This window comes from Shewanella waksmanii, assembly GCF_043643685.1.
GTDB classification, from domain to species: domain Bacteria; phylum Pseudomonadota; class Gammaproteobacteria; order Enterobacterales; family Shewanellaceae; genus Shewanella; species Shewanella waksmanii_A.
In genome coordinates, this window is the sequence record NZ_JBHZSN010000008.1 from 134403 (window position 1) to 160077 (window position 25675).

At 45.6% G+C, this 25675-nt stretch carries 21 protein-coding genes; 9 read left to right on the forward strand and 12 right to left on the reverse strand.

Annotation, left to right across the window (positions count from 1 at the left end; genetic code table 11):
* Positions 1–76: 76 nt before the first annotated feature.
* The gene (uvrD, locus tag ACHUFW_RS13810; protein WP_394203925.1) at positions 77–2242 is read right to left on the reverse strand and encodes a DNA helicase II; all 2166 of its coding nucleotides are present in this window, start codon (positions 2240–2242) and stop codon (positions 77–79) included.
* 299 nt (positions 2243–2541) lie between these two features.
* On the opposite strand from uvrD, the gene ACHUFW_RS13815 reads away from it, so the two are divergent.
* The gene (locus tag ACHUFW_RS13815; protein ID WP_394203926.1) at positions 2542–2973 is read left to right on the forward strand and encodes a hypothetical protein; all 432 of its coding nucleotides are present in this window, start codon (positions 2542–2544) and stop codon (positions 2971–2973) included.
* 570 nt (positions 2974–3543) lie between these two features.
* Here ACHUFW_RS13815 and ACHUFW_RS13820 read toward each other — a convergent pair.
* Complete coding sequence (locus ACHUFW_RS13820) at positions 3544–3903, reverse strand: hypothetical protein (protein ID WP_394203927.1); 360 nt, start codon at positions 3901–3903, stop codon at positions 3544–3546.
* On the reverse strand, positions 3903–4925 hold the full coding sequence (locus ACHUFW_RS13825; protein ID WP_394203928.1) for a hypothetical protein: 1023 nt from the start codon (positions 4923–4925) through the stop codon (positions 3903–3905). The genes ACHUFW_RS13820 and ACHUFW_RS13825 overlap by 1 nt, the downstream gene beginning before the upstream one ends.
* A gap of 947 nt (positions 4926–5872) precedes the next feature.
* Here ACHUFW_RS13825 and ACHUFW_RS13830 point away from each other — a divergent pair.
* Entirely contained in the window at positions 5873–6706 is an 834-nt protein-coding gene (locus ACHUFW_RS13830; protein ID WP_394203929.1) for a class I SAM-dependent methyltransferase, read from the forward strand.
* A gap of 212 nt (positions 6707–6918) precedes the next feature.
* Here the strand turns inward: ACHUFW_RS13830 and ACHUFW_RS13835 are convergent, their stop codons facing one another.
* A complete protein-coding gene (locus ACHUFW_RS13835; protein ID WP_394203930.1) occupies positions 6919–7956 on the reverse strand; it encodes a DUF1214 domain-containing protein in 1038 nt (345 codons plus the stop codon).
* A 609-nt stretch (positions 7957–8565) separates the two neighbouring features.
* A complete protein-coding gene (locus ACHUFW_RS13840) occupies positions 8566–9699 on the reverse strand; it encodes a DUF1254 domain-containing protein (RefSeq protein ID WP_394203931.1) in 1134 nt (377 codons plus the stop codon).
* Between the two features lie 209 nt (positions 9700–9908).
* On the opposite strand from ACHUFW_RS13840, the gene ACHUFW_RS13845 reads away from it, so the two are divergent.
* The gene (locus ACHUFW_RS13845) at positions 9909–10190 is read left to right on the forward strand and encodes a hypothetical protein (RefSeq protein ID WP_394203932.1); all 282 of its coding nucleotides are present in this window, start codon (positions 9909–9911) and stop codon (positions 10188–10190) included.
* Between the two features lie 169 nt (positions 10191–10359).
* On the opposite strand, the gene ACHUFW_RS13850 is transcribed toward ACHUFW_RS13845, so the two are convergent.
* From ACHUFW_RS13850 to ACHUFW_RS13865, 4 genes are all read right to left on the reverse strand, one after another.
* Complete coding sequence (locus ACHUFW_RS13850) at positions 10360–10671, reverse strand: hypothetical protein (RefSeq protein ID WP_394203933.1); 312 nt, start codon at positions 10669–10671, stop codon at positions 10360–10362.
* 125 nt (positions 10672–10796) lie between these two features.
* On the reverse strand, positions 10797–10985 hold the full coding sequence (locus ACHUFW_RS13855; protein ID WP_394203934.1) for a hypothetical protein: 189 nt from the start codon (positions 10983–10985) through the stop codon (positions 10797–10799).
* Between the two features lie 678 nt (positions 10986–11663).
* The gene (locus ACHUFW_RS13860; RefSeq protein ID WP_394203935.1) at positions 11664–12665 is read right to left on the reverse strand and encodes a DUF4382 domain-containing protein; all 1002 of its coding nucleotides are present in this window, start codon (positions 12663–12665) and stop codon (positions 11664–11666) included.
* Between the two features lie 465 nt (positions 12666–13130).
* Positions 13131–13481, reverse strand: coding sequence for a RidA family protein (locus ACHUFW_RS13865; RefSeq protein WP_394203936.1), 351 nt, complete (start codon positions 13479–13481; stop codon positions 13131–13133).
* Between the two features lie 177 nt (positions 13482–13658).
* On the opposite strand from ACHUFW_RS13865, the gene ACHUFW_RS13870 reads away from it, so the two are divergent.
* Positions 13659–14567, forward strand: a complete 909-nt coding sequence (locus tag ACHUFW_RS13870; RefSeq protein ID WP_394203937.1) for a LysR family transcriptional regulator — start codon at positions 13659–13661, stop codon at positions 14565–14567.
* A gap of 46 nt (positions 14568–14613) precedes the next feature.
* On the opposite strand, the gene ACHUFW_RS13875 is transcribed toward ACHUFW_RS13870, so the two are convergent.
* Entirely contained in the window at positions 14614–15153 is a 540-nt protein-coding gene (locus ACHUFW_RS13875) for an outer membrane beta-barrel protein (RefSeq protein WP_394203938.1), read from the reverse strand.
* Positions 15154–15508: 355 nt separating this feature from the next.
* Here ACHUFW_RS13875 and ACHUFW_RS13880 point away from each other — a divergent pair, with 355 nt between their 5' ends.
* From ACHUFW_RS13880 to ACHUFW_RS13900, 5 genes are all read left to right on the forward strand, one after another.
* Positions 15509–16600, forward strand: a complete 1092-nt coding sequence (locus tag ACHUFW_RS13880) for an efflux RND transporter periplasmic adaptor subunit (protein ID WP_394203939.1) — start codon at positions 15509–15511, stop codon at positions 16598–16600.
* Positions 16600–19653 carry an efflux RND transporter permease subunit gene (locus ACHUFW_RS13885; protein WP_394203940.1) on the forward strand — a complete coding sequence of 1018 codons (3054 nt, stop codon included), beginning with the start codon at positions 16600–16602 and terminating at the stop codon, positions 19651–19653. Before ACHUFW_RS13880 ends, ACHUFW_RS13885 begins: the two co-directional genes overlap by 1 nt.
* Positions 19640–21121, forward strand: a complete 1482-nt coding sequence (locus ACHUFW_RS13890) for an efflux transporter outer membrane subunit (RefSeq protein WP_394203941.1) — start codon at positions 19640–19642, stop codon at positions 21119–21121. The genes ACHUFW_RS13885 and ACHUFW_RS13890 overlap by 14 nt, the downstream gene beginning before the upstream one ends.
* A gap of 95 nt (positions 21122–21216) precedes the next feature.
* Positions 21217–22173 carry a DUF3187 family protein gene (locus ACHUFW_RS13895; RefSeq protein WP_394203942.1) on the forward strand — a complete coding sequence of 319 codons (957 nt, stop codon included), beginning with the start codon at positions 21217–21219 and terminating at the stop codon, positions 22171–22173.
* A gap of 122 nt (positions 22174–22295) precedes the next feature.
* The gene (locus ACHUFW_RS13900; protein WP_394203943.1) at positions 22296–24464 is read left to right on the forward strand and encodes a patatin-like phospholipase family protein; all 2169 of its coding nucleotides are present in this window, start codon (positions 22296–22298) and stop codon (positions 24462–24464) included.
* Between the two features lie 270 nt (positions 24465–24734).
* Here ACHUFW_RS13900 and ACHUFW_RS13905 read toward each other — a convergent pair whose 3' ends face one another.
* Positions 24735–25139, reverse strand: coding sequence for an NUDIX hydrolase (locus tag ACHUFW_RS13905; protein ID WP_394203944.1), 405 nt, complete (start codon positions 25137–25139; stop codon positions 24735–24737).
* Complete coding sequence (locus ACHUFW_RS13910; protein WP_394203945.1) at positions 25129–25629, reverse strand: AraC family transcriptional regulator; 501 nt, start codon at positions 25627–25629, stop codon at positions 25129–25131. Before ACHUFW_RS13910 ends, ACHUFW_RS13905 begins: the two co-directional genes overlap by 11 nt.
* Positions 25630–25675: the final 46 nt, after the last annotated feature.

The window sequence follows — 25675 nt, forward strand, 5'->3', positions numbered from 1 at the left end:
TTGTTATTAGCAGGCATTATGACTGACCTTGGCGGACATTCAACTGCTTTCATAGGACTACACAACGATTTGTCAGTTAACAGTTCTCTAGGCGAGCATATGCCACCACCAGCCACTTACTGCCAACATCTAAAAAGTCCACTTGCACCCGCGCTTGGGCACCACTGCCCTCAAAATTAGTGACCTTACCTTCACCAAATTTCGGATGCATTACCCGCTGGCCCAAACTAAAGCCTGTGTCATTGGCAGGCCCTTGGCTTTGACCAAAGCGCTGCGACTGCGATGGCGCTGACACACTGGCTTTCATGCGAATTTCTTGCACGTAGTCGCTAGGGATCTCATTGATAAAACGTGATGGCCTTGCAAAGTTCTCACGGCCATAAATACGGCGTGATTCAGCGTAAGTGATATAAAGCTGCTTCATCGCCCGGGTCATGCCTACATAACAAAGGCGTCTTTCTTCATCGAGCCTATCACCTTCATCCATGGCCATTTGGCTTGGGAAAATGCCCTCTTCAACGCCCGCCATAAACACCATTGGGAACTCTAGTCCCTTAGCTGAATGCAGCGTCATCAGTTGCACCGCGTCGGTAAAGGCATCCGCTTGGCCTTCGCCCGCTTCCAATGCCGCGTGGGACAAAAACGCATTAAGCTCGCCCATATCTTCTAAATCTTCTGGCATCACGAAGGTACGCGCAGCGGTTACCAGCTCGTCCAAGTTTTCCACTCGGGCGCGGGCTTTCTCGCCTTTTTCTGCTTCGTACATCGCCTTTAAGCCAGAGGTTTGAATCACATGATCTGTCATGCGATGCAGCGACTGATCTTCAGTTTCTTGCTGCAGGGTCACAATCAAATCCATAAAGCCGCGGATGGCATTAGCCGCACGGCCACTAAGCAGTTTTTCATCCAGGGCACGCAGACAGGTTTGCCACAATGTCAGCTCTTGCTGACGCGCGGTAGAGCGCAATATATCTAAAGTGCGACCACCAATACCACGGGCAGGCGTGTTGACCACCCGCTCAAAAGCGGCATCGTCATTTTTATTACTAATAAGCCGCATGTAGCCCATGGCATCTTTAATCTCTTGGCGCTCGAAGAAGCGCAAGCCACCATAGATACGATACGCTAAGCCCTTATGCAGCAAGGCTTCTTCCAACACACGGGACTGGGCGTTTGAGCGGTACAAGATGGCGCAATCACTTAAATCACCGCCCATATCTTGCCAGTCGGTAATACGACCAACAATAAAGCGCGCTTCATCCATCTCATTGAAAGCGCAATACAGGCCAATCTGTTCACCGTCTTTATCTTCGGTCCATAACTTCTTACCCATACGATCTGGGTTGTTGGCAATTAATTCATTGGACGCATTAAGGATGTTGCCACTTGAGCGATAATTTTGCTCCAAACGGATGGTTTCAGCGTGGGGGAAGTCTTCTAAAAACTTATGCAGGTTCTCGACCTGCGCGCCACGCCAACCATAAATGGACTGATCGTCATCACCGACAATCATCACGTTGGCACTATTGCCCGCTAGCACCCGAATCCAAGCATATTGAATCGCATTGGTGTCTTGAAACTCGTCCACCAAGATATTCTTAAATCGGTCTTGGTAGTGCTGCAATACATGGGGTTTGTTAAGCCACAACTCGTGGGCGCGCAGCAAGATTTCGGCAAAATCGACAAGACCGGCCCGATCGCACGACTCTTGATAAACCGTATAAATTTGCAATAGGTTTTGCTCAATGGGAAAGCCGCCCGCATCGATATGCTTTGGACGTAAACCTTGGTCTTTCTTGCCATTGATATAGCCTTGCGCCTGACGCGGAGGATACTGTTTTTCATCAAGGTTAAGGCTTTTTAGAATGCGCTTGATCAGACGTAATTGATCGTCTGAATCTAGAATTTGGAAGCTCTGTGGCAGGTTGGCATCTTGATAATGGGTGCGCAATAAACGATGGGCTAAACCGTGGAACGTGCCTATCCACATGCGTCCCATATTGCTGCCGCTAACCTTCTCTACCCGCTCACGCATTTCTGCCGCCGCTTTGTTGGTAAAGGTCACCGCTAAAATAGAATATGGACTTTGTTGCTCAACCTGCATCAACCACGCAATACGGTGGGTTAACACGCGGGTTTTACCACTACCTGCACCGGCCAATACCAGCATGCTAGATTGTGGTGCGCCAACGGCTTCGCGCTGTTTATCGTTTAAGCCGTCGAGTAAAGAAGATACGTCCATTCCTGCCTCCAAAAAATTCAGCGGGCAGTATAACAGGAGCGGTGGTTGAGATGATAGAGAGTTAGGTTATCCATAGGCTGATGGATGGTGGCAGGGATTGGTTATCCATGGCCTGATGGATGGTGGCAGGTTTTCGCCTGCCCGGCGAGGGATGTGCAGATACTACTGTGACTCGCTATGAATCCATCCATGGAGGCTCTACCGTGACATCCATGTCACGGAAGGTCACAGCCGCATCTGCACTGGGTTTATTATCTCTTCGAATATGCCGCGTTAGTTAATGATGGCTTATTCAGAGCATGTTTTCTTTGCTTAACGGATTTGGTTGCCATCTACCCGATGAGCTGGAGTTAGGCTTTCGCCTCCAGCGGGGGTTGTGCAGATGCTATTTCGGGACGCTGTGCGCCATCCATGGCCGCTTAACGAAAACATCTGATGTGAAGGGATTCACAAATGCCGCGGTGACATGGATGTCAAAGAGCGGCCATGTTTTCGATACCCTCAGCCGCATCTACACTGGGTTATTTGTCTCTTCGATTGAGCTGTATTTTTCACTTTTGAGTTACTTAGAGCAAAGTGGGTTATCCATAGCCTTATGGATGGTTGCAGGTTTTCGCCTGCTGAGCGGTTTGGTAGTCATCTGCGCGATGGATGGTTGCAGGTTTTCGCCTGCCGGCGGGGTATGTGCAGATGCTATTTCGGGACGCTATGCGCCATCCATAGCCGCTTAACGAAAACATCCATGTTTTCGATACCCTCAGCCGCATCTACACTGGATTATTTGTCTCTTCGATTGAGCTGTATTTTTCACTTTGGGGTTATTAAGAGCAAAGTAAATTTTCCATAGCCTGATGGGTGGTTGCAGGTTTTCGCCTGCCCAACGATGGGGATTAACCATAGCCTGATGGATGGTTGCAGGGTTTCGCCTCCAGCGGGGTGTGATTATCCATGGCCTGATGGATGGTTGCAGGTTTTCGCCTCCCGCGGGGGGGGTGGGACTATCCATGGCCTGATGGATGGTTGCAGAGTTTCGCCTCCCGCGGGGTTTGTGCAGATACTTGCTCGGCACGCTGTAAACCCATCCATGGGCGCTCTGCGACAGCATCCATGCTGTCAAAGGCCTCGACCGCATCTGCACTGGGTTAATTATCTCTTCGAAGTAGGCCTTATGATTGGAACGGTGCAAGGCATAAATTTAGTTTGCTCTGACCCCACATATCCAGACCCCACATATCCATAGTATTGAGTTAAAGCCACCTTCGGGTGGTTTTTTATCATAGTCATTAGCTAGCCATTATTAATCACCCATGAATAACAATACTTGTAGCCAGTGCAGCTAAAATAAACACGAAACACAGAAAGTAAAAGATAAACAGTTTCTGTATACGGTTAGATATATTCTTCCTTTTTTCTAACATTCCATAGCGTTTAGCATGAAATGAAGACAAAAAAATAGTTGCGTATTGCAACACGCCCAAACATGAGAAAAATATATTCAGCGTATAAAAACGAACTCCGTCATCAAGCACATCCTCTACTAAAGGCAACAATCTATACTGAAAATAAAATAAACCTATAATCCAAATAAACCCGAGTAAGCAGCCACCAAAAAACAGGTATGCAGAAACCAGTGATATAAACGACGGTTCAGTCAGTGACATTACTTGATTCCATGAGCTTCATACAAAACTTCCCCTTTAGATTCGCCAATTTTTCCACCATATTTTCCGCCCAAATAGCCTCCCCCGGCTCCCGCAACAACAGCACACCAAAAAGCACTAGTTCCACCAGATGGTAAACCAAACACTAATGTGCATGTAGCCCAACTCGCTGCGCCCCCAGTGAGAAATCCACCAACAATGCTACCAGTGGCCTTCCCTGTTTGAGTGTACCTTGACTTACTACACTGAGCTTCATTACCAACAGAGCAAGCTTTTTTGATATTGGCAACAGCATCAACACCTGTTAATGCAATACCGAGGTAGCCAACACGCTTTAAATTACGTGACATATCTGCGACTGCAGCATAATTTTTATGAAAATTGGGTATACTGGTTGCGTTACTTGGCGCTTTGTTCCACTGATGAATGATACTTTTACTGCTTAACCCTAAATTTCTACGAATATCGCCAGCAATAAGATTTCCACCTAACTTAGGCTGTGCAAGACGACTTAGGGCCGCATCCAACCTTGCAAATTGAATTTTACGTTGAGTAAGGAAGCCTCTGTTATTCAGGTTCCCATTCGATTTGTAACTTTTGACGTAGGTACGCTCTATGTCTTTAAGTATCGACTTAACTTGGCTAGTGTGCGCATTCCATGCCGTATTACTAACCCCTAACAATAAACCATTGTAACTAGCAACATTGGATAGAAACTCGTACCGTTTCACTAATAACTGCTTTTCTGAGTTACTCAGTTTTAATAGAGTTAAATCTACTGCTTCCGCAATTGCTAAGAACTCAGCCTCCTCAACAGTGCATTCATTGGCACCTTCAGGGGACAGCAATACAACTTGTCCCACTTGTACTATGCCATCCTTAATATGAGAATTAACCATTTTAAAGTGCTTATAGGTATTGTCGGAAGGAAAGTTGTACATAATCATGATAAGTTGATCTACAGGCATCTGTTTTTCAACTATATGTATCGCCTTGTTTCTCTCATACGGTAGTGCATCCATGACTTAGCCCTTAAAATTCCATTTTAAATTTTCTACACAAACTTTTTTTCGATGACTCACCACAATTAACTAACAACAAGAAAACAGATCTAAATGAGTTCAAATTTGTTGTAGATTCGCCCTTGTGTGGCACAAATATTAACAATTACCACTATCAAACCCCATGCATCAAAAGTCTCATTTAAAGCGTGTGGGCTAGTAATAAACAGGGGGGGATATACCCATCTTTGCCTGCAACGTCATTACGTGGGGAACCATTAAGCCAAATGGATAGCTCTGTATTTCCCAAGTTTGCCGGAAATAAGTTGGACCATAGTCAACTTAATTCATTGGAAACCCACTCCCGATTTCAAAACCCACTTCTCTCGCTTTCAACTTGCGCATTACTACCGACAAAAGTTAAATCGAAGAGACAATTAATCCGGTCTGGACGCGCGTTGACTCTCGGTGACAGGCCGCTCCTTGGCATCCCTGCCACCACGGCATTTGTAAATCCCTTCACATCAGACGTCACCGCGAAGCCTACATGGATGTATTCACGGCGTGTCATAAGTGAGTTCGCACATCACCCCGCTGGAGGCGAAAACCTGCTACGTCAATCAAGCATTGATAACATCCCCCCGCTGGAAGCGAAATCCTGCTACATCAATCAGGCATTGATAACTTCAACCCGCTGGAGGCAAACCCGTCCCATCTCGGCATTAGCAAATTATTCATCGCCTGCTGTACGAAAGTAAGCAAAATCTCGTTTTTAACCAAACAAAAGGATGATTGTAGCGGCTGACAGCCTCTGCTAGGTTGCTAATCATTATTAAATTAAACCGAGCGCGAACGGCGGTGACTGCGGACTTGCGGTTTAGATGTGACAGGGAATTGGCGGTAATACACTGTTATATGCACAGGTAAGCTTATCCGACATTTCGGGCGTAAATATAGGGAAATAGAAAATGGGTAAATATAATCTTATTGTAGGTATTGCACTTCTATTATGTGTAAATGATGCCGTTGGTGGCGCAAATGATAAAGATGCCATTTGGCATGCTGTTCACAATAATTCTTATCGTACAGCGGAAGAAATTAAACGAGATGAATTCCGTAACCCAGAACAGGTATTACGTTTTTTTGAAATTGATGAAACATCTTCTGTAGGTGAAGTCGCGCCTGGGCGTGGTTGGTATACCCATATACTTGCACCTTTATTAAAAGACAAAGGCACCTATGTGGGGTTACAACACAATCCTGCTTACTATGGAAAGTGGCCTGACTGGGCAAAAACGCTTGCTGCCTATCCAGAGACAATTAAAAATGAACAAAGCTTATATGGCAATAACGCGATTGGCACTTGGTTACCAGCGGTTGAAGGCTTACCTGTAGAAGCGGCGTCATTAGATGTTGTGTTTATCGTGCGTACAATGCATAACTGGCAAAATCAAGGAAGGCTGGAAAATGGGCTTAAGCAATCTTGGCAAATATTAAAAAACAATGGTGTTTTGGCCATCGTGCAGCACAGAGAAGATGAAAGCGCTAAAAGCGATCGTGAAGCTGCTGCTAAACGTGGGCGCTGGAAACAATCTGATCTTATCAGTGTGATTGAATCATTTGGGTTTAAATTAGTCGCTAGCTCAGAAATAAACGCCAATCTTAAAGACACAAAAAACTATGAGAAAGGCGTTTGGACATTACCGCCAAGCCTAGCGCTGAAAGAAAAGGATAAAGAGGTTTACACCAAAATCGGTGAATCTGATCGTATGACCCTTAAATTTGTTAAAGTTGCATTGTAGGGAAAAACATTGGCCAGCCATTATTAATCCGCCATTGACAATGTCTGTCTATACGCCACTTTACTGCGGCAGTTAAGTGAGAAAGTCTTCCCCCTTAACCGTTTGAATACGGTTAGCGTATGGTGACCAACCTTTCTTAACCGAAAGGTATGATCACCGAACGCGCTTTTAGAACCCATCTTTTTTATCCTGAGTTCAGGTTAGTTAAATAGCTATTGGATTAACTTTAATTCTGGCAACGTGTAAGCGTCAACTTTATCCATATCTGGTAGGTATATGCGCATATTAATTGAAATATTGTCCGTAGGAACGTGTAATAGATTGTCTACTTCACCACAAGAACTTGTTTCAGCATTACCGTAATAGATAGTGAAGGTTCCATCTTCGTTGAACTTAATATCTCGGTTAGACGTTGTCGAGTACTCGTCTGTTGCTAGGTACTGGTTTTCGTCGTACATAGTGATAGAGAAGAAGCCTAACTCAGTGTCTGTGATTGACGGGGTTTCGTACGTCGCTGCGTAACACTTGTTCTTATCGATGTTGTACTCTGCCACTTTGTAGCTTGCGTGTGCATCTGGTAGAAGACCTGTAGAGATAGCCACGCCACGGTTACGTGCGTCTTGGTCTACCACTATGCCAGCTTGTAGATCAGACATTGCGTTTGCAATCCCTTCACTTTGAGCGATTGCTATCCACTTCTGGTGGATTGGCATGAATGTGTCCATATCCCAGTTAGACACTTCAAATGGGATTGGCTGGTAGCTTGCGTCAACGTATTCAAACTTTAGTTGATCTTGAATTGCATTCGCTGCTGCAACGTCTTCTGGATTAGATGCATCAACTTGAATGCGAGCGAAAGCGTTCACGTAATCTGACGTGCTATCTGCTTTGATGATGTGCTCGCCTGCGCCGTAAAATACATGCGCCGTGTCGTGAATTTGGTTAATGACGTGAACAGATAGGTAACGACCATTTAGCTCGGGAACCGTCACTTTAAGGTCAGAACGTGTGTCTGCCATTACAAAAGAGTAAAGCGTATCACGGTTCATCATTGGTGCTGGCTGAGCATCAAGTGCGATAGGACTGCGGTGGTGGTTCCAGTTTTGTACTGCACCGTTAGATGCTTCCACACCCATTGCCATGTCATGCATTGCGAGAGAGTAATTCTCATCGGTCACGATTACTGGCTCTGCTGCAAGTGCAGCCACAGAGGTAACAGTGATCAAAGATGCCAGTAGTGTTTTTTTCATAAAAAGTACCTTAAATAAATAGAGATGAATGAATTGCTAACAAGAGAGATTATTGACTATTTCTTTGAAAGCATTAATAGCAATTAACAACTCATCCCAACCCATTATTCGACTTAATGTTACTGCTAGATACCGCTAATAATTGGTCAGATGGACTATCGAAATCATGTAAGGTGTAGCACGGTTGGTGGTAATGATATTTCGTTTTTTCATTATTGACGTAAGTAACATAGTCAAGATGATTAGCTACATGTGGGTTAGCCCCCATACCCCCCCAACTTGGCCGCTAATGTTTACCCAAAGCTAGTGTCACACCGAGTAAATCATGCTGTTCTAAAATGCTTCCTACATCGTCAGGATAAATAGGCTCATTACTGCCAGCAACAACCCAACCATAGCCAAAAAATTTCCTTTATCTAACTCAGCTGAGTAAACAGATAACAGGTTGTACGCTATTACCGGGTTGTGAAGGGTGTTCCTGATACTTTTATCTATCTCTATATTTCTATTTATTTTTTACGGAAATTCGCCAGACATAGCCCCTTTGTTACCAATAAACAAAAAAGCGAGCATTTAATTGCTCGCTTTTTAGTAACTATCGCGACGAGATTACTTCTCTACGCGCTGTAGTACTGGGACTTGGTACTGATACATAGCTTCAACATCAGGCTGGTATGCACGAACCATGAAGTGCCAGTTATCATCTGGCGTTGCCAGGAAGTTCATTCCTTCAACCGCACACTCAGGTGCACCAAACATGATTTCGAATGTACCGTCTTTGTTCTCAAGCCAGTTATGGTGATAGGTACCGACAGACGTTGCAGCATCAACATAGTTTGTCATTAGGTAACGATCGTGGCCGTAAACCGTTACAGAGCCAAATGCGCCATGTGGAATTGCCTCGAACTTACCGTAGTAACAGTCACCACCTTTCGCTTCAGGGAAACCATTGGTGTACATCGCTGTAGAGTGATGAGAAAGACCAAATGAATTAGCAATAACATAGGTTGTTGCTTCCCAGTTTTTGATGTCATCTAGCGAGTAACCTACCCAACCAAACGGAGTGTCAACATCTTGGAATGCTTCAACTAGCTCTCCACGCATCTCTAGCATGAGTGCAGAGTCAAACTCAACGATGTTAACTTCGCCTTCACCTTCAGTGTTAATTGCTAGCTGTGGTTGGTACTCTTCCACAATGTGGTTCGCATCTTCTGGTGTTGCTGTGGTACCAATACGGATACCTACGATAACGTAATCGGTGTTAATGTCTTCAGCTTTAAACTCATATTCGCCACCGCCTACTTGGTAGTCTACGTACGTGTGGTTAAAGTCTTGAACTTGAATAGAGATGAAGCGATCACCAGTATCTGGCACAGTTACTGAGAAATCATGACGCGCATCAACAACCGCTACAGAGTAAATCGTGTCTTGGTTTGGTGATACAACCCAAACCATGTCTTTCGTTGATAGCTCTTTAAAGTGAAAAAACTCATTCACACCAACGTGTTGTTGGAACAAGTTAGCAAAAAATTGGTGCTCCATGTGGATGTATTCAATTGGGCTAACGCCCCACTTTGCTTGAGTATCTACAGCCCAACCTTCAGAGCTAACCGTTGGAATGTTGTCACCTAACATAGGCACTGGTGACTGGTGAGGGCCATCAATGGTTTGCGCTACAGCAGTTGCGCTTAGCCCAAGTCCGATAGCAATGGCAATTGTGCTAAATGTATTAATCTTACTCATGATTGTATCCTCTAGTAATGAATGTCTGTGTTCAAATGTTGAGGCTATTATCAGGGAATAGTGAGGCTAGATTAATAGCTTGCTCCGACTAACCTCAAGTTGCATAGTGACTTGAGTTGTTCACTTACTAAGAAGAGATAGGGATGAAATTTGTAAAGCGGTAATCCAAATTAGTTTTGATGATATTGCTATTATTGGTTACAGGCAGCATGGCCAAAATTTTAGGTGTACAGGCTAAAACCCCCGCTGAAATGTTGGTGAGTTTTGCCAAAGTCTATTCAAGTAAATTAAGCTCAACGAGGCTGCAACCGCTAGAAATCGATACCGAGATCAAACTCATTTCACCGCGCTTCACCAATCACGCAATATTGAAATTCGGTGACCTTATGTTGCATACCACCACTAAGAGTATTCTGTCGCTGTTTATGGCAGTAGCAAATCAAGGTTTAAATATCGAGCTACTATTTGATAAACGCTTTTATGGTCAATAGGCGGACAAAATTGAAACCGTCTATTTTGACACTCACGCATTCGCTGTCACCATAAAAAAGCATGCATCTGAAAGCAATCTGATTAGTCGCGTGCAACTCAACACCCCCTTACCTGTGCAGCAGCAAATCACGGTGGCAGCCAATATGCTACCGCCCGCTCAACTGACAATCAATTAGTTGCCCAAATGCCACTTATGTTTGCCGCGTTGACTAACACTCCGGCTGCAAGCGGTACAGTAAACAGTACCATTAAACAACGAACTAGCAGTCGCTGTTTGGTGGTTAGTTGCTTTAATTGAGATTTTAAATTTTCGCTACGCAACCGTAGAATGCTGGTACCAACAATTAGTGCAAATACAAGCCACCAAAAGTGCTGAGTGATTAACGGTACATGGTAAGCCACACCATAAACGCCAGCACAGCTAATCAGTGCAAGCAACCATTCACCAAACCAGCTCCATTGAAAATAGCGATCTTTCATTAGCCAAATTAACCTTAGGGCTAATGCAAAAAAAAGGTAGCTCACCAGAGCCCAAACTATGTACTTGAATACGTCCATGCATCACCTTTCGATAAAGGGTTTCCTTTAAAAGCTGTTGATATCTGCTAACTCTCTACCGACTCCACCAATAGCGTAAAAGAGGTAATTCCCCCGAAAAAGTGGGTATTAGCTGTAACGGATACAAGCGCCCAACCCTCTTTTTCCATTTCGGTTATTTGCATGTTTAGCAAATCCAGATCTACCTCTCCAAATAACCCGTGTTTTACTTTGTCAAACACAACAACCTTACGCATTCTTAAAGTCCTTTTTAATTAACATGCCACATTAGTTTACGCTGAATGATAATTATCAACGAGTTGAATAAAACACTGTCGGTCATGAAACACAGCGATACAAGTAATCCAAATTAGCAGCAAAGCAGATTCACATCAATAACTTAACATTACTTATCACAGCGTTAAATGGCTAAATCGAATAGATAACTAATCCAGTTTAGATACGGCTGAGGGTATAGACTGCACCGCAGCCTGCTGCAGGCTATAGTTACCAATGAAGGGAGCCAGCTTCAAACATATCACCCAGCTTGCGGCGAAGGTAAATTGATACCTTAAAACTGAAGATATCGAAAACATCGCCGCTCTTTGAGTAGTTTAATCACAGCGAGCTACCTCGACGCACTCGGCAAACAAATCAAATCATTGTGGCGCGATCGGAACGCTACTCATCGATAATCGTGTGAGATCGAATGGACTCTATGTCGGCGTTCAAAAAGCACAACGATGTTATGCCATCGATGAACAGTTAGGAAATTCTTCTATGGTGATGGCCACCATACCTTAGCTGGCGCTGAGTATTTAGGTGGCCGTGTTGATAGTGCTAATTGGCTTAAAAAATGCTAAACCCGAACCGCGAACGACCCCAATGAACAGTATCCTAAGCGCAGCTCTAGCAACTTTCCAATAAGGCTAGCCTTACCCTTGGTGCCCGTGATGTCCTCCACCATGATGTCCACCGTTACCTTCGCCACAAACATGAACATTCTCTTTGCCGCCATGATCACCTGCTTCGACGCTGGCTTGGCCAGCATCTTGGAACATCTTAAACTCACCTTGGCTAAGATCTTCTGTTATTGGGTCATCAAGATGCCCTAAGCAGCTATAACCCACACGATAATTACCTTCAGGTAAGTGGCCCATGGCAAAATACCAATTGGACTCGCTGTCCTGCATCATAGGAGCAACGGCCACGGGAGCGACTTTGCCACTTTGAGGAGATGCCGTCATATCACTCATCTGTTCAAGATGGGTAACCTCACTGGGATAGAGGTAGGCTAGGTGGTTAAACTGGCCATTAATGGCTGCTTTATCAGCATGCTCAGTTTCACAGCTGGCGATCCACTGCGGATCCACCTCGCCATAGAGGTGACCCATATAACGATTATCCACTGACCACATCCCACTATGATCGAGATGATATTCACCATGACGATGACTCAAGCCCCGATAGAGGTCAACTTCTAATGTAATCGAGTGATGCTGACCTACCCCAACTTCAAAGTCGGCAACAGGGAGCAAGCCATCAGTCACCTGTAACCCATGTCGGCCTTGGCCATCTTCGACAAAGCAGCCCTGATTACCATCCCCCTGAATAACTGTTAGTCTGACATCGTGATAACGACCTACTGGAAGCTCAATACCGGAGATAACCAGATGACTTTTAGAACCTTGATAATCGAGTAGATTAAAGGTGTGACCATAGAGATCATGCCTTATCTGTGCGCCTGATTGATCAAGCATAACAAGCTCACTCAGCACTAAGCTGACATCTGAAATCCCCATCATAGGGGAGTCTGATACAGCTAAAGAGAACTGGCCTGCTGGCTCTTCAGGTACATTCTCCTTACTATTACTATCACTACCGCAGCCACCTACTAACATGGCCGCTGCTATGGCGCCAATTATTGATACTCTCATCATGCCCCCAACTCAATCGCATTTTTCTAATACTAAGTAATTATAGGTAGGAATTACTTTGATCTGTGACAACAGTTTTGGACTTAATTGGGGCAGAGTTAACTTAATTTATTGAGAAGACACTCCCGATTTCAAAACCCATTCCCCGCTCTTTAAACGAACTTATTACAGTGTACAAAAGCTCAATCGAAGCAAGCTAATCACCCAGTGTAGATGCGGCTGAGGGTATAGATAGCATGGTCGCTCTTTGACATTCATGCCACCGCGACATTTGTGAGTCCATTCACATCAGATGTTTTCGCTAAGCGGCCATGGATGGGCTAAAACAACATCCCTGTTTAAGCACCAATTCGGCATCCTTACCTCTCGTTCATAAGCTCAGTTGCTATGGCGACTATACACCGTGTCGAAAAAGCATCTGCACATCAGCCTGCCGCAGGCAATAGCTGACCATGAAGGAACGTTTTACTTCTCGGCTGCTACCACAGAAATCTCAACCAACAAGGCCTCACGAGCCATTTTGGCTTCAACACAAGCACGTGCAGGCGCATGGCCTTCAGGTACCCACGCATCCCACACCGCATTCATTTCAGCAAAATACTGCATGTCTTTAATATAAATCGTCGCTGACAACATATGCTCTCTATCACTGCCCGCTTGCAGCAACAGTGCATCGACTTTATCTAACATGGTTTGGGTTTGCTCGGTAATGCCCTGCTCGGCGTCAGCACACACTTGGCCACACAAATAAATGGTGCCGTTGTGCTTCACAATTCGGCTCATTCGCTTACCGGTTTCTAATCTTTCAATACTCATAACAACTCACCTATTAATCAATGTGGCGGTCATCTTACTACCGAGCTTGCGTATATGCGAGTGAGATGAGGTCAGTATCCATCAATTGTGTTTTTTGATTGTGGGCGCACTGAATTTAAAGCAAAAGTTAGTTATCATTTAAGGTATTGTTTCAACATTTTAATTGGCGAACTCGATTTGAATACCCATGATCTAGAACTGTTTGTGGCCGTTGCCAAACTCGGTAGTTTTTCAAAAGCAGCGGAGTCATTCGATACACGCCGTGCTTTAGTCAGTCGCCGCATCGGCGAGCTAGAAAGCCAGCTCGGCACGCCACTATTTGTGCGCACTACCCGCGCAATGTCATTAACGCCCAGTGGTGAGCAGTTTCTTGAGCAAATTGAACCTATTCTCAACCAATTACACAATGCGACCCATGCGATAAAAAACCGTACTGAAGTACAAGGAAAGCTGCGTATTGGCCTGCTGCCTTTTGCAGATAGATTGCTGGCGGAGCAAATCGCAGATTTTAGCTTTGTCTATCCCAAGGTACAGCTGGATGTGTTTACCTTAGGGAGCGGCTACCGAGATATCACTCGGCTAGGGCTGGATTTTGCCTTAGAAGTGGGCCAGCTCGATGACAGTAGTTTTATCGCTAAAAAGCTCATCTCTTTTACCCAAAAGCTGTATGCCTCACCTGCCTATTTAAAGCGTAACCCGCCGATAAACAGCATTGATGACTTGGCAGAGCATCGACTACTAGGTTTGCGATTGGGGACCGGAATTGTCGAGCCCCAATGGCAGTTTTCCACCGCCAAAACCGATGTTAAATATAAGATTACTAGCGACTTCGGCTCGCTTTACAATTTCTGTTTAGCCGGTGCAGGGGTGGCATTGCTGCCCTATGGCATTGTGTCAAACGACTTAAAAACGGGGCAATTAGTGAATATTTTACCAGAGCTTGAAACAGAAGTGACCGATGTCTATTTAGTGTACGCCAGTCGTAAACATATGACCTCATCGGCCAAGCTGTTTATTGACCATATTCAGCAAGCCTTGATGGACCTGCAACGCCTTAATGAGATTGCAAAAAAGAAAGAGTGCTAAGACACGCTAGCACTCTTTTTTAAAAACAACGGGGTTAGGCGGTGTTTTAAAACTTGTAATCTAAGGTTAGATAAACTTGTTGGCTGTTACTGATCTCAATGCCGTTATTGTCATAGTCCTGTTCCAAATAACGGTATCCTAGATCGGAAGAAAAATGCTTGCTCCACTTAAACTGCACACCCGCTTGGCCACCCCAAACAAAGTCAGTTGAAGCTTTTCCTGCTATCTTGTTGTCATTTGCACCCATAGTCACACCAGCGAAAAGATTGATATCTTTATGTACTGGCATGAGGTAATCGTAGGACAGTAACCAGCTATATTGCTCTTGTTTGTATTGACTATCACCACGGCTAAATTTATCTTCCATATAGCCGAAGGTACCAGTGATACGGTGTTGTTGCTCGATGATCATCCCCAGACGTGCTTGGTACGATAAATCTTCAGTATCTTTATTTAACGCACCTTCAATTTTGTCGGTTTGGTAGCCCAGACCCGCACCGGCAAAATAATCAATTTCTACCGCTTGAGCACTACTACACAATAACGTCGTCCCTGCTGCCATCATCATTATTTTGTTCAGTTTCATCATAGACTCCTAAGTCACTTCATCATTATCCAATTGAGTTGATAGGGTTACTTTACGTCAGGAGAGTCACCACCAGAAGTCCCTATTGGGGAGCAACTTTGTACCTTAAATCGAGACAATGACAGATTTTTTTACAGCTAAAAATCAATGAGTTAACAATTTTACATCAATACTGAACCTTAGCTGAACTATCCTGCTATATCTTGATTTTTTTAAGTTGTTGACGATGATTCACGGCCACAGCAAAAAACTCGATTGTCTCGAAAAATGAGTCAATGAAACTACTCATATACCGCTACTCTCCTAAACGCAAACTGCCTAATATTGCCGCAATTCAATTTGGAGATATCGAACGATGAGACTTGCACATTATTCACCCCTTTTTATTGCCATGTTAGTCGCCACAGGCTGTAGTCAAGACCCGATAGTAGAAACCAAACCTTCACAACCGGTTGCAGTGATGAAAGTTAATGCATCTCATCTTAATCATGATTTGCGCTTCTCTGGAGTATTAGAATCTAAACAACAGGCAAGACTCGCCTTTCGCGTTGCTGGTACATTAGAGGCGATTTTGGTTGATACAGGCGACACGGTAACCAAAGGTCAGCTATTAGCCCAACTTGATCCCCATGACTATCAGGTTCGTGTGGCAGAACTCAAGGCCCGTCTTCGCGAAGCGCAAGCAAGCTACCGCCAAGCAGTCAATGAGCTTGAACGCACCCAGTTTGCCCGCGAAGGCAATGCCATCTCTTCTGTCAGTTTAGATAGAGCAAAAACCTCAGTCGCACGTGCTAAAGCCGGCATTGAGGTCACTCAGCAAAACCTCAACCAAGCCAAAGATGCGCTCAAGTACACCCGCTTGGTCGCCCCCTTTGATGGGGTTGTTGGTCAACGTAACTTTGAAGCTTTCGAGCAGGTCAGCCCTGGGCTGCCCATGTTTGTGCTGCATCAACCAAACACCCTTCAAGCGGTGATTGATGTGCCTGAGCCATTACTGCAACACTTCTATCAAGGTAAACGCAGCCGCATTTATACCACGACCGATCCTATGCCGATATTAGGCACCGTGACCGAAATATCTACCATTCCTGACACCTTAAAACGAACCTTCAGTGCCACTATCTTACTGGATGACGGCTTACGCGAAAGTCGCGATCGCGCTATCTATCCTGGCATGGTGATCTCCGCCCGTATTAGCGACAAAGATAGCCAGCACGCCAGTTGCATTCCTGCCACTGCGCTTTATACCGTTCAAAACAAGCCTTACATCACTAAGCTGATTGGCAACACCAGTGAGCGAGTTGAAGTTAACGTGCTACGCCAAGGTCGTAAAATTAGCTGTGTCGAGGGCGACATAAAACTCGGCGACCGCCTGATTGTTTCAGGGGCAGCCTTCATTGAAGATGGCACTGAAATCGCTAACATTCTGGATGCAGGAGCGCTGTAATGAACTTAGCTGCTTTTGCGATTAAACAACGCACATTTATGTGCTTCTTTACCGTGCTGTGTGTGATTGCCGGCATCTATTCCTACTTCGACTTGGGCAAGTTAGAGGATCCCTCTTTTACGGTAAAAACCGCTGTAGTGGTAACCCTTTACCCTGGTGCATCGGCTGAAGAGGTCGAGCTATTAGTTACCGATACGGTTGAAACCAAACTGCAAGAGATGGGATCGCTGAAAACCCTGCGCTCATTGTCACGCCCTGGCATGTCGATGATCTTTGTTGATCTTAATGCCAACGTGAGCTCTAAAGACTTGCCGCAAGAGTGGGATTTACTGCGCCGCAAGGTGAATGACATCAAACTGGCCTTGCCTTTAGAAGCGCAAATCAGTTTAGTTGAAGATGAGTTTTCTGAAGTTTACGGCATGCTATTTGCCATCCATAGCCAAGAAGCTGAGCCCTATCAATTAAAGGAATATGCAGAAACCTTGCAGCGTAAGCTCAAGGAGGTCAAAGGCATCAAAAAAGTTGAGCTTCATGGGGTGCAACAACGGGTAGTCTACGTGGATATCGACGATGCGCGGATTGCCAACTCAGGCTTATCTACGTCGCAAGTTTTCAACCAAATTAATAGCCAAAACATTACCTTAGATGCGGGAAGCTTTGAATCGGGTATAGAACGAATTCGGGTAGCGCAAACCGGTAGCTTTACCTCTATTGAAGATATCAAAAATATCACCATTCGCTCAGGTGTAGGCGAGCTCAGCAGTGGCCTAATTCGACTAGGTAACATTGCCGATATCTATTATGACTACAAGGCACCTGCAGTATCGCAAAGCCGCTTCAACGGCGAAACTGCGGTTACTGTTGCCGTCAGCCCAGTCAATGGTATCAACGTCGTGTCACTGGGGGATACCATTAAGCAAGTGATAGACGATCTGCAAGTGCAGCTGCCACAAGGCGTCAATATCAGCACCATCGCTTTTCAGCCCGATGAAGTACATAAGTCCATCACAGGATTTATTAACAACTTATTGGAAAGTATCGCTATTGTCGTAGTGATCTTGATGATTTTCATGGGCTGGCGCAGTGCTTCTGTGGTTGGAGTCAGCCTATTATTAACCATCTTATTTACCCTAATCTTTATGAACTTTGCCAATATCGACTTACAACGTGTGTCGGTCGGCTCGTTCATTTTGGCACTGGGCATGTTGGTGGATAACGCGATTGTGATCACCGATATGTTTGTCAGTAAGCTCAAAGCAGGTCGCAATAGATTACAAGCTGCCACCGAAAGTGTTGGTGAAACCGCATTGCCACTATTAGGGGCTACGGTGATCGCTATTATGGGTGCAACCCCAGTGATCTTCTCACAAACCGATGCTGCCGAATTCTCTATCTCAGTAGTGCAAATTCTCGCTAGCTCATTGATGCTATCTTGGGTAGTGGCAATGACCATCACGCCACTGATGTGCTGGGCGTTTATTCGCGCCGATGTTACCGCTAGTGATGCTGAAACAGGTAAAGCAACGGCCAAGTTTACCCAACTGCTGCGTGCAACGGTTAATCACCCAAAAACCACCATTGCAATTTTAATCCCGGCAATGTTGATCACCTTTGCGGCGATGCCACTGATTAAAGTTAACTTTATCCCCACTTCTGACCGGGCGATGTTGTTCGTGGATTATTGGCTACCAAACGGCAGTCGTATTGAAGATGTTTCAACCGACATGGCCAAGATTGAGCAGTGGCTGTTAGCTAGACCTGAAGTGGTCAATATCTCCACCTCTATTGGTGCCAGCGCCCCGCGTTTTTCCGTTACCGTTGAACCAGAGCCTCTGGATAATAGTTATGGTCAAATCTTGATCAACGCCCGAGAATACGAAGATATCGATACCTTAATTCGCGAAGGTAACGAGTGGATTGCTAAGACTTTCCCACAAGCTCAACCAAGATTTAGATCGTTGAAGTTGGCGACCAAAGACAAATTCAGCATTGAAGCACGCTTTTCAGGCAGCGATCCTTTAGTACTACAGCAACTTTCAGCCAAAGCACAAGCGATCGTAGACGCTCACCCACATACGCGCTATGTACGTGATGATTGGCGTCAAGAAAGCAAAGTCCTTGTTCCTGTGATCAATCAGGAAAAAGCTCGCCTTGCCGGCGTCAACCGCGCGGATATTTCACTGGCGATTAAACGCGCCAGTGATGGACTCACCCTAGGTCAGCTACGCCAACAAGGGGAGCAAATTCCCATTATCTTCAACAGTGCCAGTACCGAGCTGGATGATATTGGCAATATCCCCGTACGATCTATCGCCGGGGTACACAGTGTCCCCTTATCCCATGTCGTAGATGAGTTTATTGTCAGTGGCGAGCAGAGCATGCGCTGGCGTCGCGATCGCGTGCCAACAATTACCGTTCAAGTCGGCGTATATGGAGATTCTATCGGTAATGTGCGTAATGAAATTGCAGCAGATATCGAAGCTATTGAATTACCACCTGGCTACAAAATGGAGTGGGGTGGCGAGTACGCTGATGAGCGCGAAGCCATTGATGACATTATGACTCAAACACCTAAGTCATTTTTGATCATGGTGATCATCTTGGTGATGCTGTTTAATGCCTTTAAGCAACCGGCCATCATTCTTATTACCTTGCCTTTGGCCTTTATTGGGGTTTGCTGGAGTCTAATCTTATTGGGTAAGCCATTTGGTTTCATGGCCTTAGTGGGTGCTATCGCCCTATCAGGGATGATCATCAAAAATGGCATTGTGTTGCTTGATCAAATCGAGCTGGAGCGTAAGAACGGCGCCAAGTTAGATGATGCCATCGTTAACGCCACGCTTAACCGTACTATGGCGATCTCAATGGGCGCACTGACCACGGCGTTAGGTATGGTGCCACTGTTAAGCGATCTGTTATTTGATCAAATGGCGGCCACCATCATTGGCGGGCTGGCGGTAGCAACCTTGCTTTCACTATTTATCACCCCTGCTTTGTACAAACTGTTTTTCCAATCAAGTGCAACCAATGAGGCGCAACATGAAAAAATCTAGTCTACCTATCATTATTGCCTTATTGCTAAGCGGGTGCTCAGTCACTCCCGAATACCAAGCACCGGATACCATCAGTAGTGATGCGGTGTTCATGAACCAAGGCGACCATGAAAACACCCTAAATGAGAGCCATTGGTGGAAGCAGTTTAATGATCCCCAATTGGATAAGCTGATTGGCGACATGCAAGCGCAAAATATCAGCTTGCAGATCGCTGCCGAGCGGGTCAAAGCAGCTGCGGCTTACCAACAAGCAATCGCTTCACTAAAAATCCCCACTATCAGTGCGGGGCTTGGTGGTGGTTCCTACGGTATCTCTGAAAAAGATCCTTTATTAGGTGCTGCAGTAGCTGGCATAAGCCTGCCCATCAGTGACCAAAAAATTGAATTGATAGATAAATCACAGCAGGTCTATGCCGTCGGTGCTAACGTCAGTTGGAAAGCTGATCTGTTCGGCCAACTTGATGCCCTAGATCAAGCGGCACAAATACGCCAAGAGCAAGCGGCCATACTTCGTCAGGGGGTGACCACTTTGGTTACCGCGGATTTAATTCACAACTATTTGCAGTATCGCGGCGCCCAAGCACGTTTACAGATCGCCGATAAAAACATCGCTGATCAGCAGGCAAGTTTAGACATGGTAGTGACCTTAGTAGACAGTGGCTATAGCTCAGATCTGGATCTCGCCAAAGCTCGTGCAGCATTGGCCGCTATGAATGCCAGTAAAACAGCCCTGCAAACAGCGGAAAAAGTGCACTTGTATCGTATTGCCACCTTACTGGGTGAGCACCCGAGAGAAACTGCGCAGCGATTTAATGCCGCGCCTTTACCTCAGGTCACAGGCAAAATTCCAGTTGGTCTTCCTTCATCGCTGCTGAAGCGAAGAACCGACATTGCGCTGGCTGAACGGGAAATGGCCGCCATTAATCAAGAATTAGGCGCAAGCATGGCCAAACGCTACCCCGACGTGTACCTCACTGCCAGCCCGACTACCTTAGCGGGTAATGTTGATGAACTGTTTAGCTCCGGCAGTAGCAGCTGGCTAGCAGGCGCTGGCCTCAACTGGACGCTGTTTGATGGGGGGCGTACAGAAGCGATGATCGAACTACAACAGGTGCGTTTTAAGCAGGCAAGTTTGCGTTACCAACATGCCGTCAATAGCGCCTTTAATGAAGTGGAAACCAGCTTGATGAGCTACGGTAATAGCTTAACTTTCCACCAGCAACTGCAGCAAGCAGCCGAGCAATCACACATTGCCGTTGATAAAGCGAAACACCTTTATCAGGCTGGCTTAATCGATTACCTACAGGTACTTGATGCCCAGCGACAGCAGCACCAACTAGACGATGCCGCCGTGATTGCCAAGCTGAATATTGCTGCCAATTTAGTGATGGTAAATAAAGCCTTAGGTGGCGATTGGCAAGTCCAAACCAGTGAACTGACCTCCTGTGTAGACTGCGGTAAACCATAGGCTCTATTCACCTTTAGCCTGTTGACCACAGGCTAAAGGTCTAAATAGCAAGAAGTACAGTCAGTTTTGACTGGTTTAGAGTGTGACACAAAAACATGAAACCAAAATACCTTGTAATCGCATTGCCGCTATATCTATCAATGCAATCCCACGGCCTAGCAAACAGCGATCCTATGCAGGTTGGCGCCCAAGCCCCAATGCAGGCAAGCTCACTGACCCCTAATTTACAAAATGCATTTAGCCAGCCATTAGGGCAAAGCAAGGTGAATATGGGTTTCACAGCCGGCAGTGTGTGGGCTCACACCGAAGATTACACCGCTGACTATTACTACAATACGGTGAATGTAAACTACCAAAAGCAGCAAAGCCAACGCTTTAGCTGGCAAGCCAATTGGCAATATCAATACAGTGGTAATAATCACTTAGATACACTGACTATCTGGTTTCACGATGCATTCGGCTTTGATCAAAATGGCCGAGACCAAACTGCCAAGCATCAAAATCGCATCATCGCAGCGCAACACGGTGTTGATTTAGTTGGGTTTGACGGCGCAACGTTAAACAACGCACTCACCCTAAGTGGTCAATATCAACTGTGGCAAACTGCCCATCACGCAGTGGCAGTACAGGCTTCGCTTTATTACAACTATGTGCCATCGGGTGATTTCAAAAAAGGTAATTTTGAACAGGCCGTACAGGTCAATTACAGCTACCAATATCAACAGCACAGCATCAATACCATGGTGGGAGTCAGCTACAGAGATGACTCAGAAGTCTTTGCTGGCCTCAACTATAGTCACACCGCTTACGCTTTTGCAGTGGGATACAATTACGCCTTGTCGGAGCATCATAGTTTAGCCATTGAATATAAGTTTTTCTCAGGTGCCTCTGATGGCGATACCGATCTGGCTGAAAACGCCAATGAGGTGGTCATTGGCTATCGCTACCAAAACAAACGCTGGCAATTTGAATTGGTGTCGATTGAAAACATTCGCAATATGGATAACAGCACCGACATCGCCTTTGCGCTTAACGCGAGTTATCTATTTTGATTGTACGGCTTCAGGCAGCAATCTGCACGCTGGTATGGCTGACTCTATTTAACCTAATATTCAGCTCACAAAGCTTGGCCGATACAGGCCTAGCTATCGCAAAGACGGACCAAACACACCAGATGGATTATCAGCGTCCGAAAATTGGTTTAGCTCTCAGCGGTGGCGGCGCCAAAGGTGCCGCCCATGTTGGCGTATTAAAATACCTAGAGCAGCATCAAATAGGCATCGACTATATTGCTGGTACAAGCATAGGTGCTTATGTGGGCGGCTTATACGCGCTGGGCTATTCGGCCGCTGACATTGAGCAAGTCATGCTATCACTGGATTGGCAAAGCGGCTTTTTTGATGAAGCCCCCAGGCACGCACTAAGCTATCGTGATAAACAGCATAAAGACAGGTTTAACATTCCCCTCAATATAGGCATTAGTCAGGGGGAAGTTGTCATGCCTAAAGGCCTACTTAGCGGTCAATCAATGAGTAAGCTTTATCTACAATCTGTTGGTATTACCGAAAATTATGCCAGCTTTGATCAACTGGCGATCCCCTACCGAGCACTAGCAACCAATATCGCCACAGGCAAAGCGCTAGTCATTGCTAGCGGCAATATGATTGATGCCATGCAAGCCTCAGCTTCTGTGCCAGGCATTCTGCAGCCGATTGAAATTGACGGCAAGTATTTAGTTGACGGTGGCATAAGCAGCAATTTGCCCATTGATGTTGTTAGGCAAATGGGCGCTGATATTGTTATCGCAGTAGATATCGGCTCAAAACTAAGTGATGAATCACAACTAAAAACGGGCATCGCCATTGTCAGCCAACTTTCCACTATCTTGACGCGAACCAACACCCTTGAAGAAATTAACCACTTATCGAGCAAAGATACATTAATCCGCCCTGATATCGATAATATCGATACCACTGACTTTAGCGCAATTCCGAAAGGGTTTACCTTAGGTTACCAAGCAGCAAAACAGCATGCTAAATCGCTGTCTGCATTGTCCTTAGGTGAGCAAAGCTACCAGCAATACCTCACTGGTAAAAAGCGCTTTCGAAATCATACACAAGCAATTGCCGAGCATCCCGTCGCGGGGATCACGGTTCACTGCCAGCAAAGCCACTTAATCCCACTCATCGACAGCCAAATGCCTGACCAACAGCAACCACTATCGGTTACAGAGATATTGTCTGTGGTTGATAAAGTCTACGCCATCAATGAGTTTGAACGGGTCCATGTTGAGTTTGAAACGATAGCGGATCCCGCGCTTGGCCAAAACACAAAGCAAATGCACCTCTACGCAAAACCGAAAAAATGGCAAAGCAACTTCTTTGATTTAGGCATCGCTTGGGAAGGCGACAGCGAACACGCCTCTAAACTCTACTTCGATCTGGCTTACACAATGCGCCAACTCAACAGCGACAGCGATGAGCTGCGAGTAGAAATTCAGTCAGGTAATCAACAGCAGTTAGCGATTAACTACTATCGGCCACTTAGCGCGACGCACAAATGGTACAGTGAAAGCCGCTTTGAATTAGCTAAACAACAGCAAAACTATCGCACTGATGAAACACTATGGTTTGCTGACAATAAGTACCACGCCTTTTCCACAGAGCTGGGATACAGCCCAGTAAATAACAGCCAGATGGCCATAGGCATGGCTTATGATAAAGGAAAATTGGATGTGGCTAACCTAAGCAGCTATGACCATGATTATGAAAATGTAGGTGGATATATAAGCCTGAGATATGACTCCCTTGATAGCTACCTATTTCCGTCGACAGGACTAAAGCTCGATGCCACTGTGCATTATTATCGCGACCAGCGAAGCCAAGATAATGTATCAGAGGATGAGCACCACACCGCGGCATCGCTCAACATTAAATATGCCAAAAGCTGGCAACAACACGCCTTAGTCAGCCACCTTAATATCGGCACTAATAACAGTGATCATCTCGACCCTGCCCATGCCTATACATTAGGTGGATTATTTCATTTATCGGGCAGCGAACAAGATGCATTATTTGGCAATGAGGTGCTGTTGGCCTCTTTGATGTATCACTACCGATTTGATTGGCAAGGTTTTGGTATTACCACCCCCATCTTTGTCGGCGCGTCCTATGAAGTAGGTAATATTTGGCAAACTCATGCACAGCGGGACTGGCAAGATTTAATCAAGGCAGGCAGTGTATTTATCGGCACAGAAACCTCGTTTGGCCCTGCAATATTGGCTGTTGGCCATAATGAGTTGTCGCAAAGCACCTGGTACTTATCATTAGGCAAGCGCTTCTAGGGTCTGTTGATCTTTGCCGTTCGAATTTTGTTCAATCCAGCGCGTTTTGATCGCGGCAGACGAGATGTAGCCTAGTTATTCTAGGCAAATTTTGTCTAACAAAGAGCATAACGCGCAGGGTTGAACCCGAAAGGCAGCATTTGTTGACTATTTCTCCTGCGTTTTCGCTTATTTATGTAGAATAACTACACCACATAAACTCAGCCTTGTATAAATAGCCAACAAATTGCTGCAAAAACGAACTCGAAAGATCAACAGACCCTAGTAAAATCAAAACTTACCGCTCGTCACCACGCCTTGGTATTGCAAACAATCTTCAACCCGTTGCCGCTGCACAGTGGATAAATCCTCTAGTTCAAAATAGCGATACTCACTGTGCTCAGCACTTAACGCAATAACTGCGTTTTTAGATAGGGTACAGCGGAAAATGAAAGCTTGTGATTCATAAGCAGCGTGATAGTACACACCAGAGAGATGCTGAACCTCGACATCGACGCCTAGCTCTTCACGGCACTCTCTGTGTAGTGCCTGATGAATCGTCTCCCCCAGTTCCAACGCACCGCCAGGCAGGCCCCAACTTTGTTGGCCATAGGTGGCTTTTAGTTGCAGCACTTGGCCAAGCTCATTAACTATCACCGCATGACTACTCATGCGAAAGCGATCGTTAAAGGCCACGTTCTTGGCTACGGTAGGAGATAGGTAAATAGATATCAGTAACCATTTTGTGAGGCGGCACTTCACCGGTCAAGGTGACACGATGGAAAAACAGAGGATAGGAGCGCAGATTCACATCATTATCCTGCAACCACTTTTGATATAAATATTGCACCGGTGCCGACAAGTTATCATCGGTGCCTGTGTAGCGTATTTTGGCACACGGCCCTTCAGGAATAACGCTGCTATAGACACCAAACTCATTGTCTTCAACGGCTTGGCTAACGGAAACCGCTAAATCTAGTCGATAATCTTCAGCTTCAACTTTGGCGGGATCGGTATAGATAATATTAAAGGTTTTACTGACTTTCGGTGAAGGCCCATACGCTTGACGCCACTCGATAAAGTTCTTAATCGATTTACCCAGTAAAATAGGCGCACCCCGATGACTTAACACGGCAATGCGGGTTTTCGGGAACTGCACTATTTCGACGAGGGGTTGTGCCGCCATTACATCTATCCTTATTTCAGCTCAGTACCTAACGGGCTTTACGCGA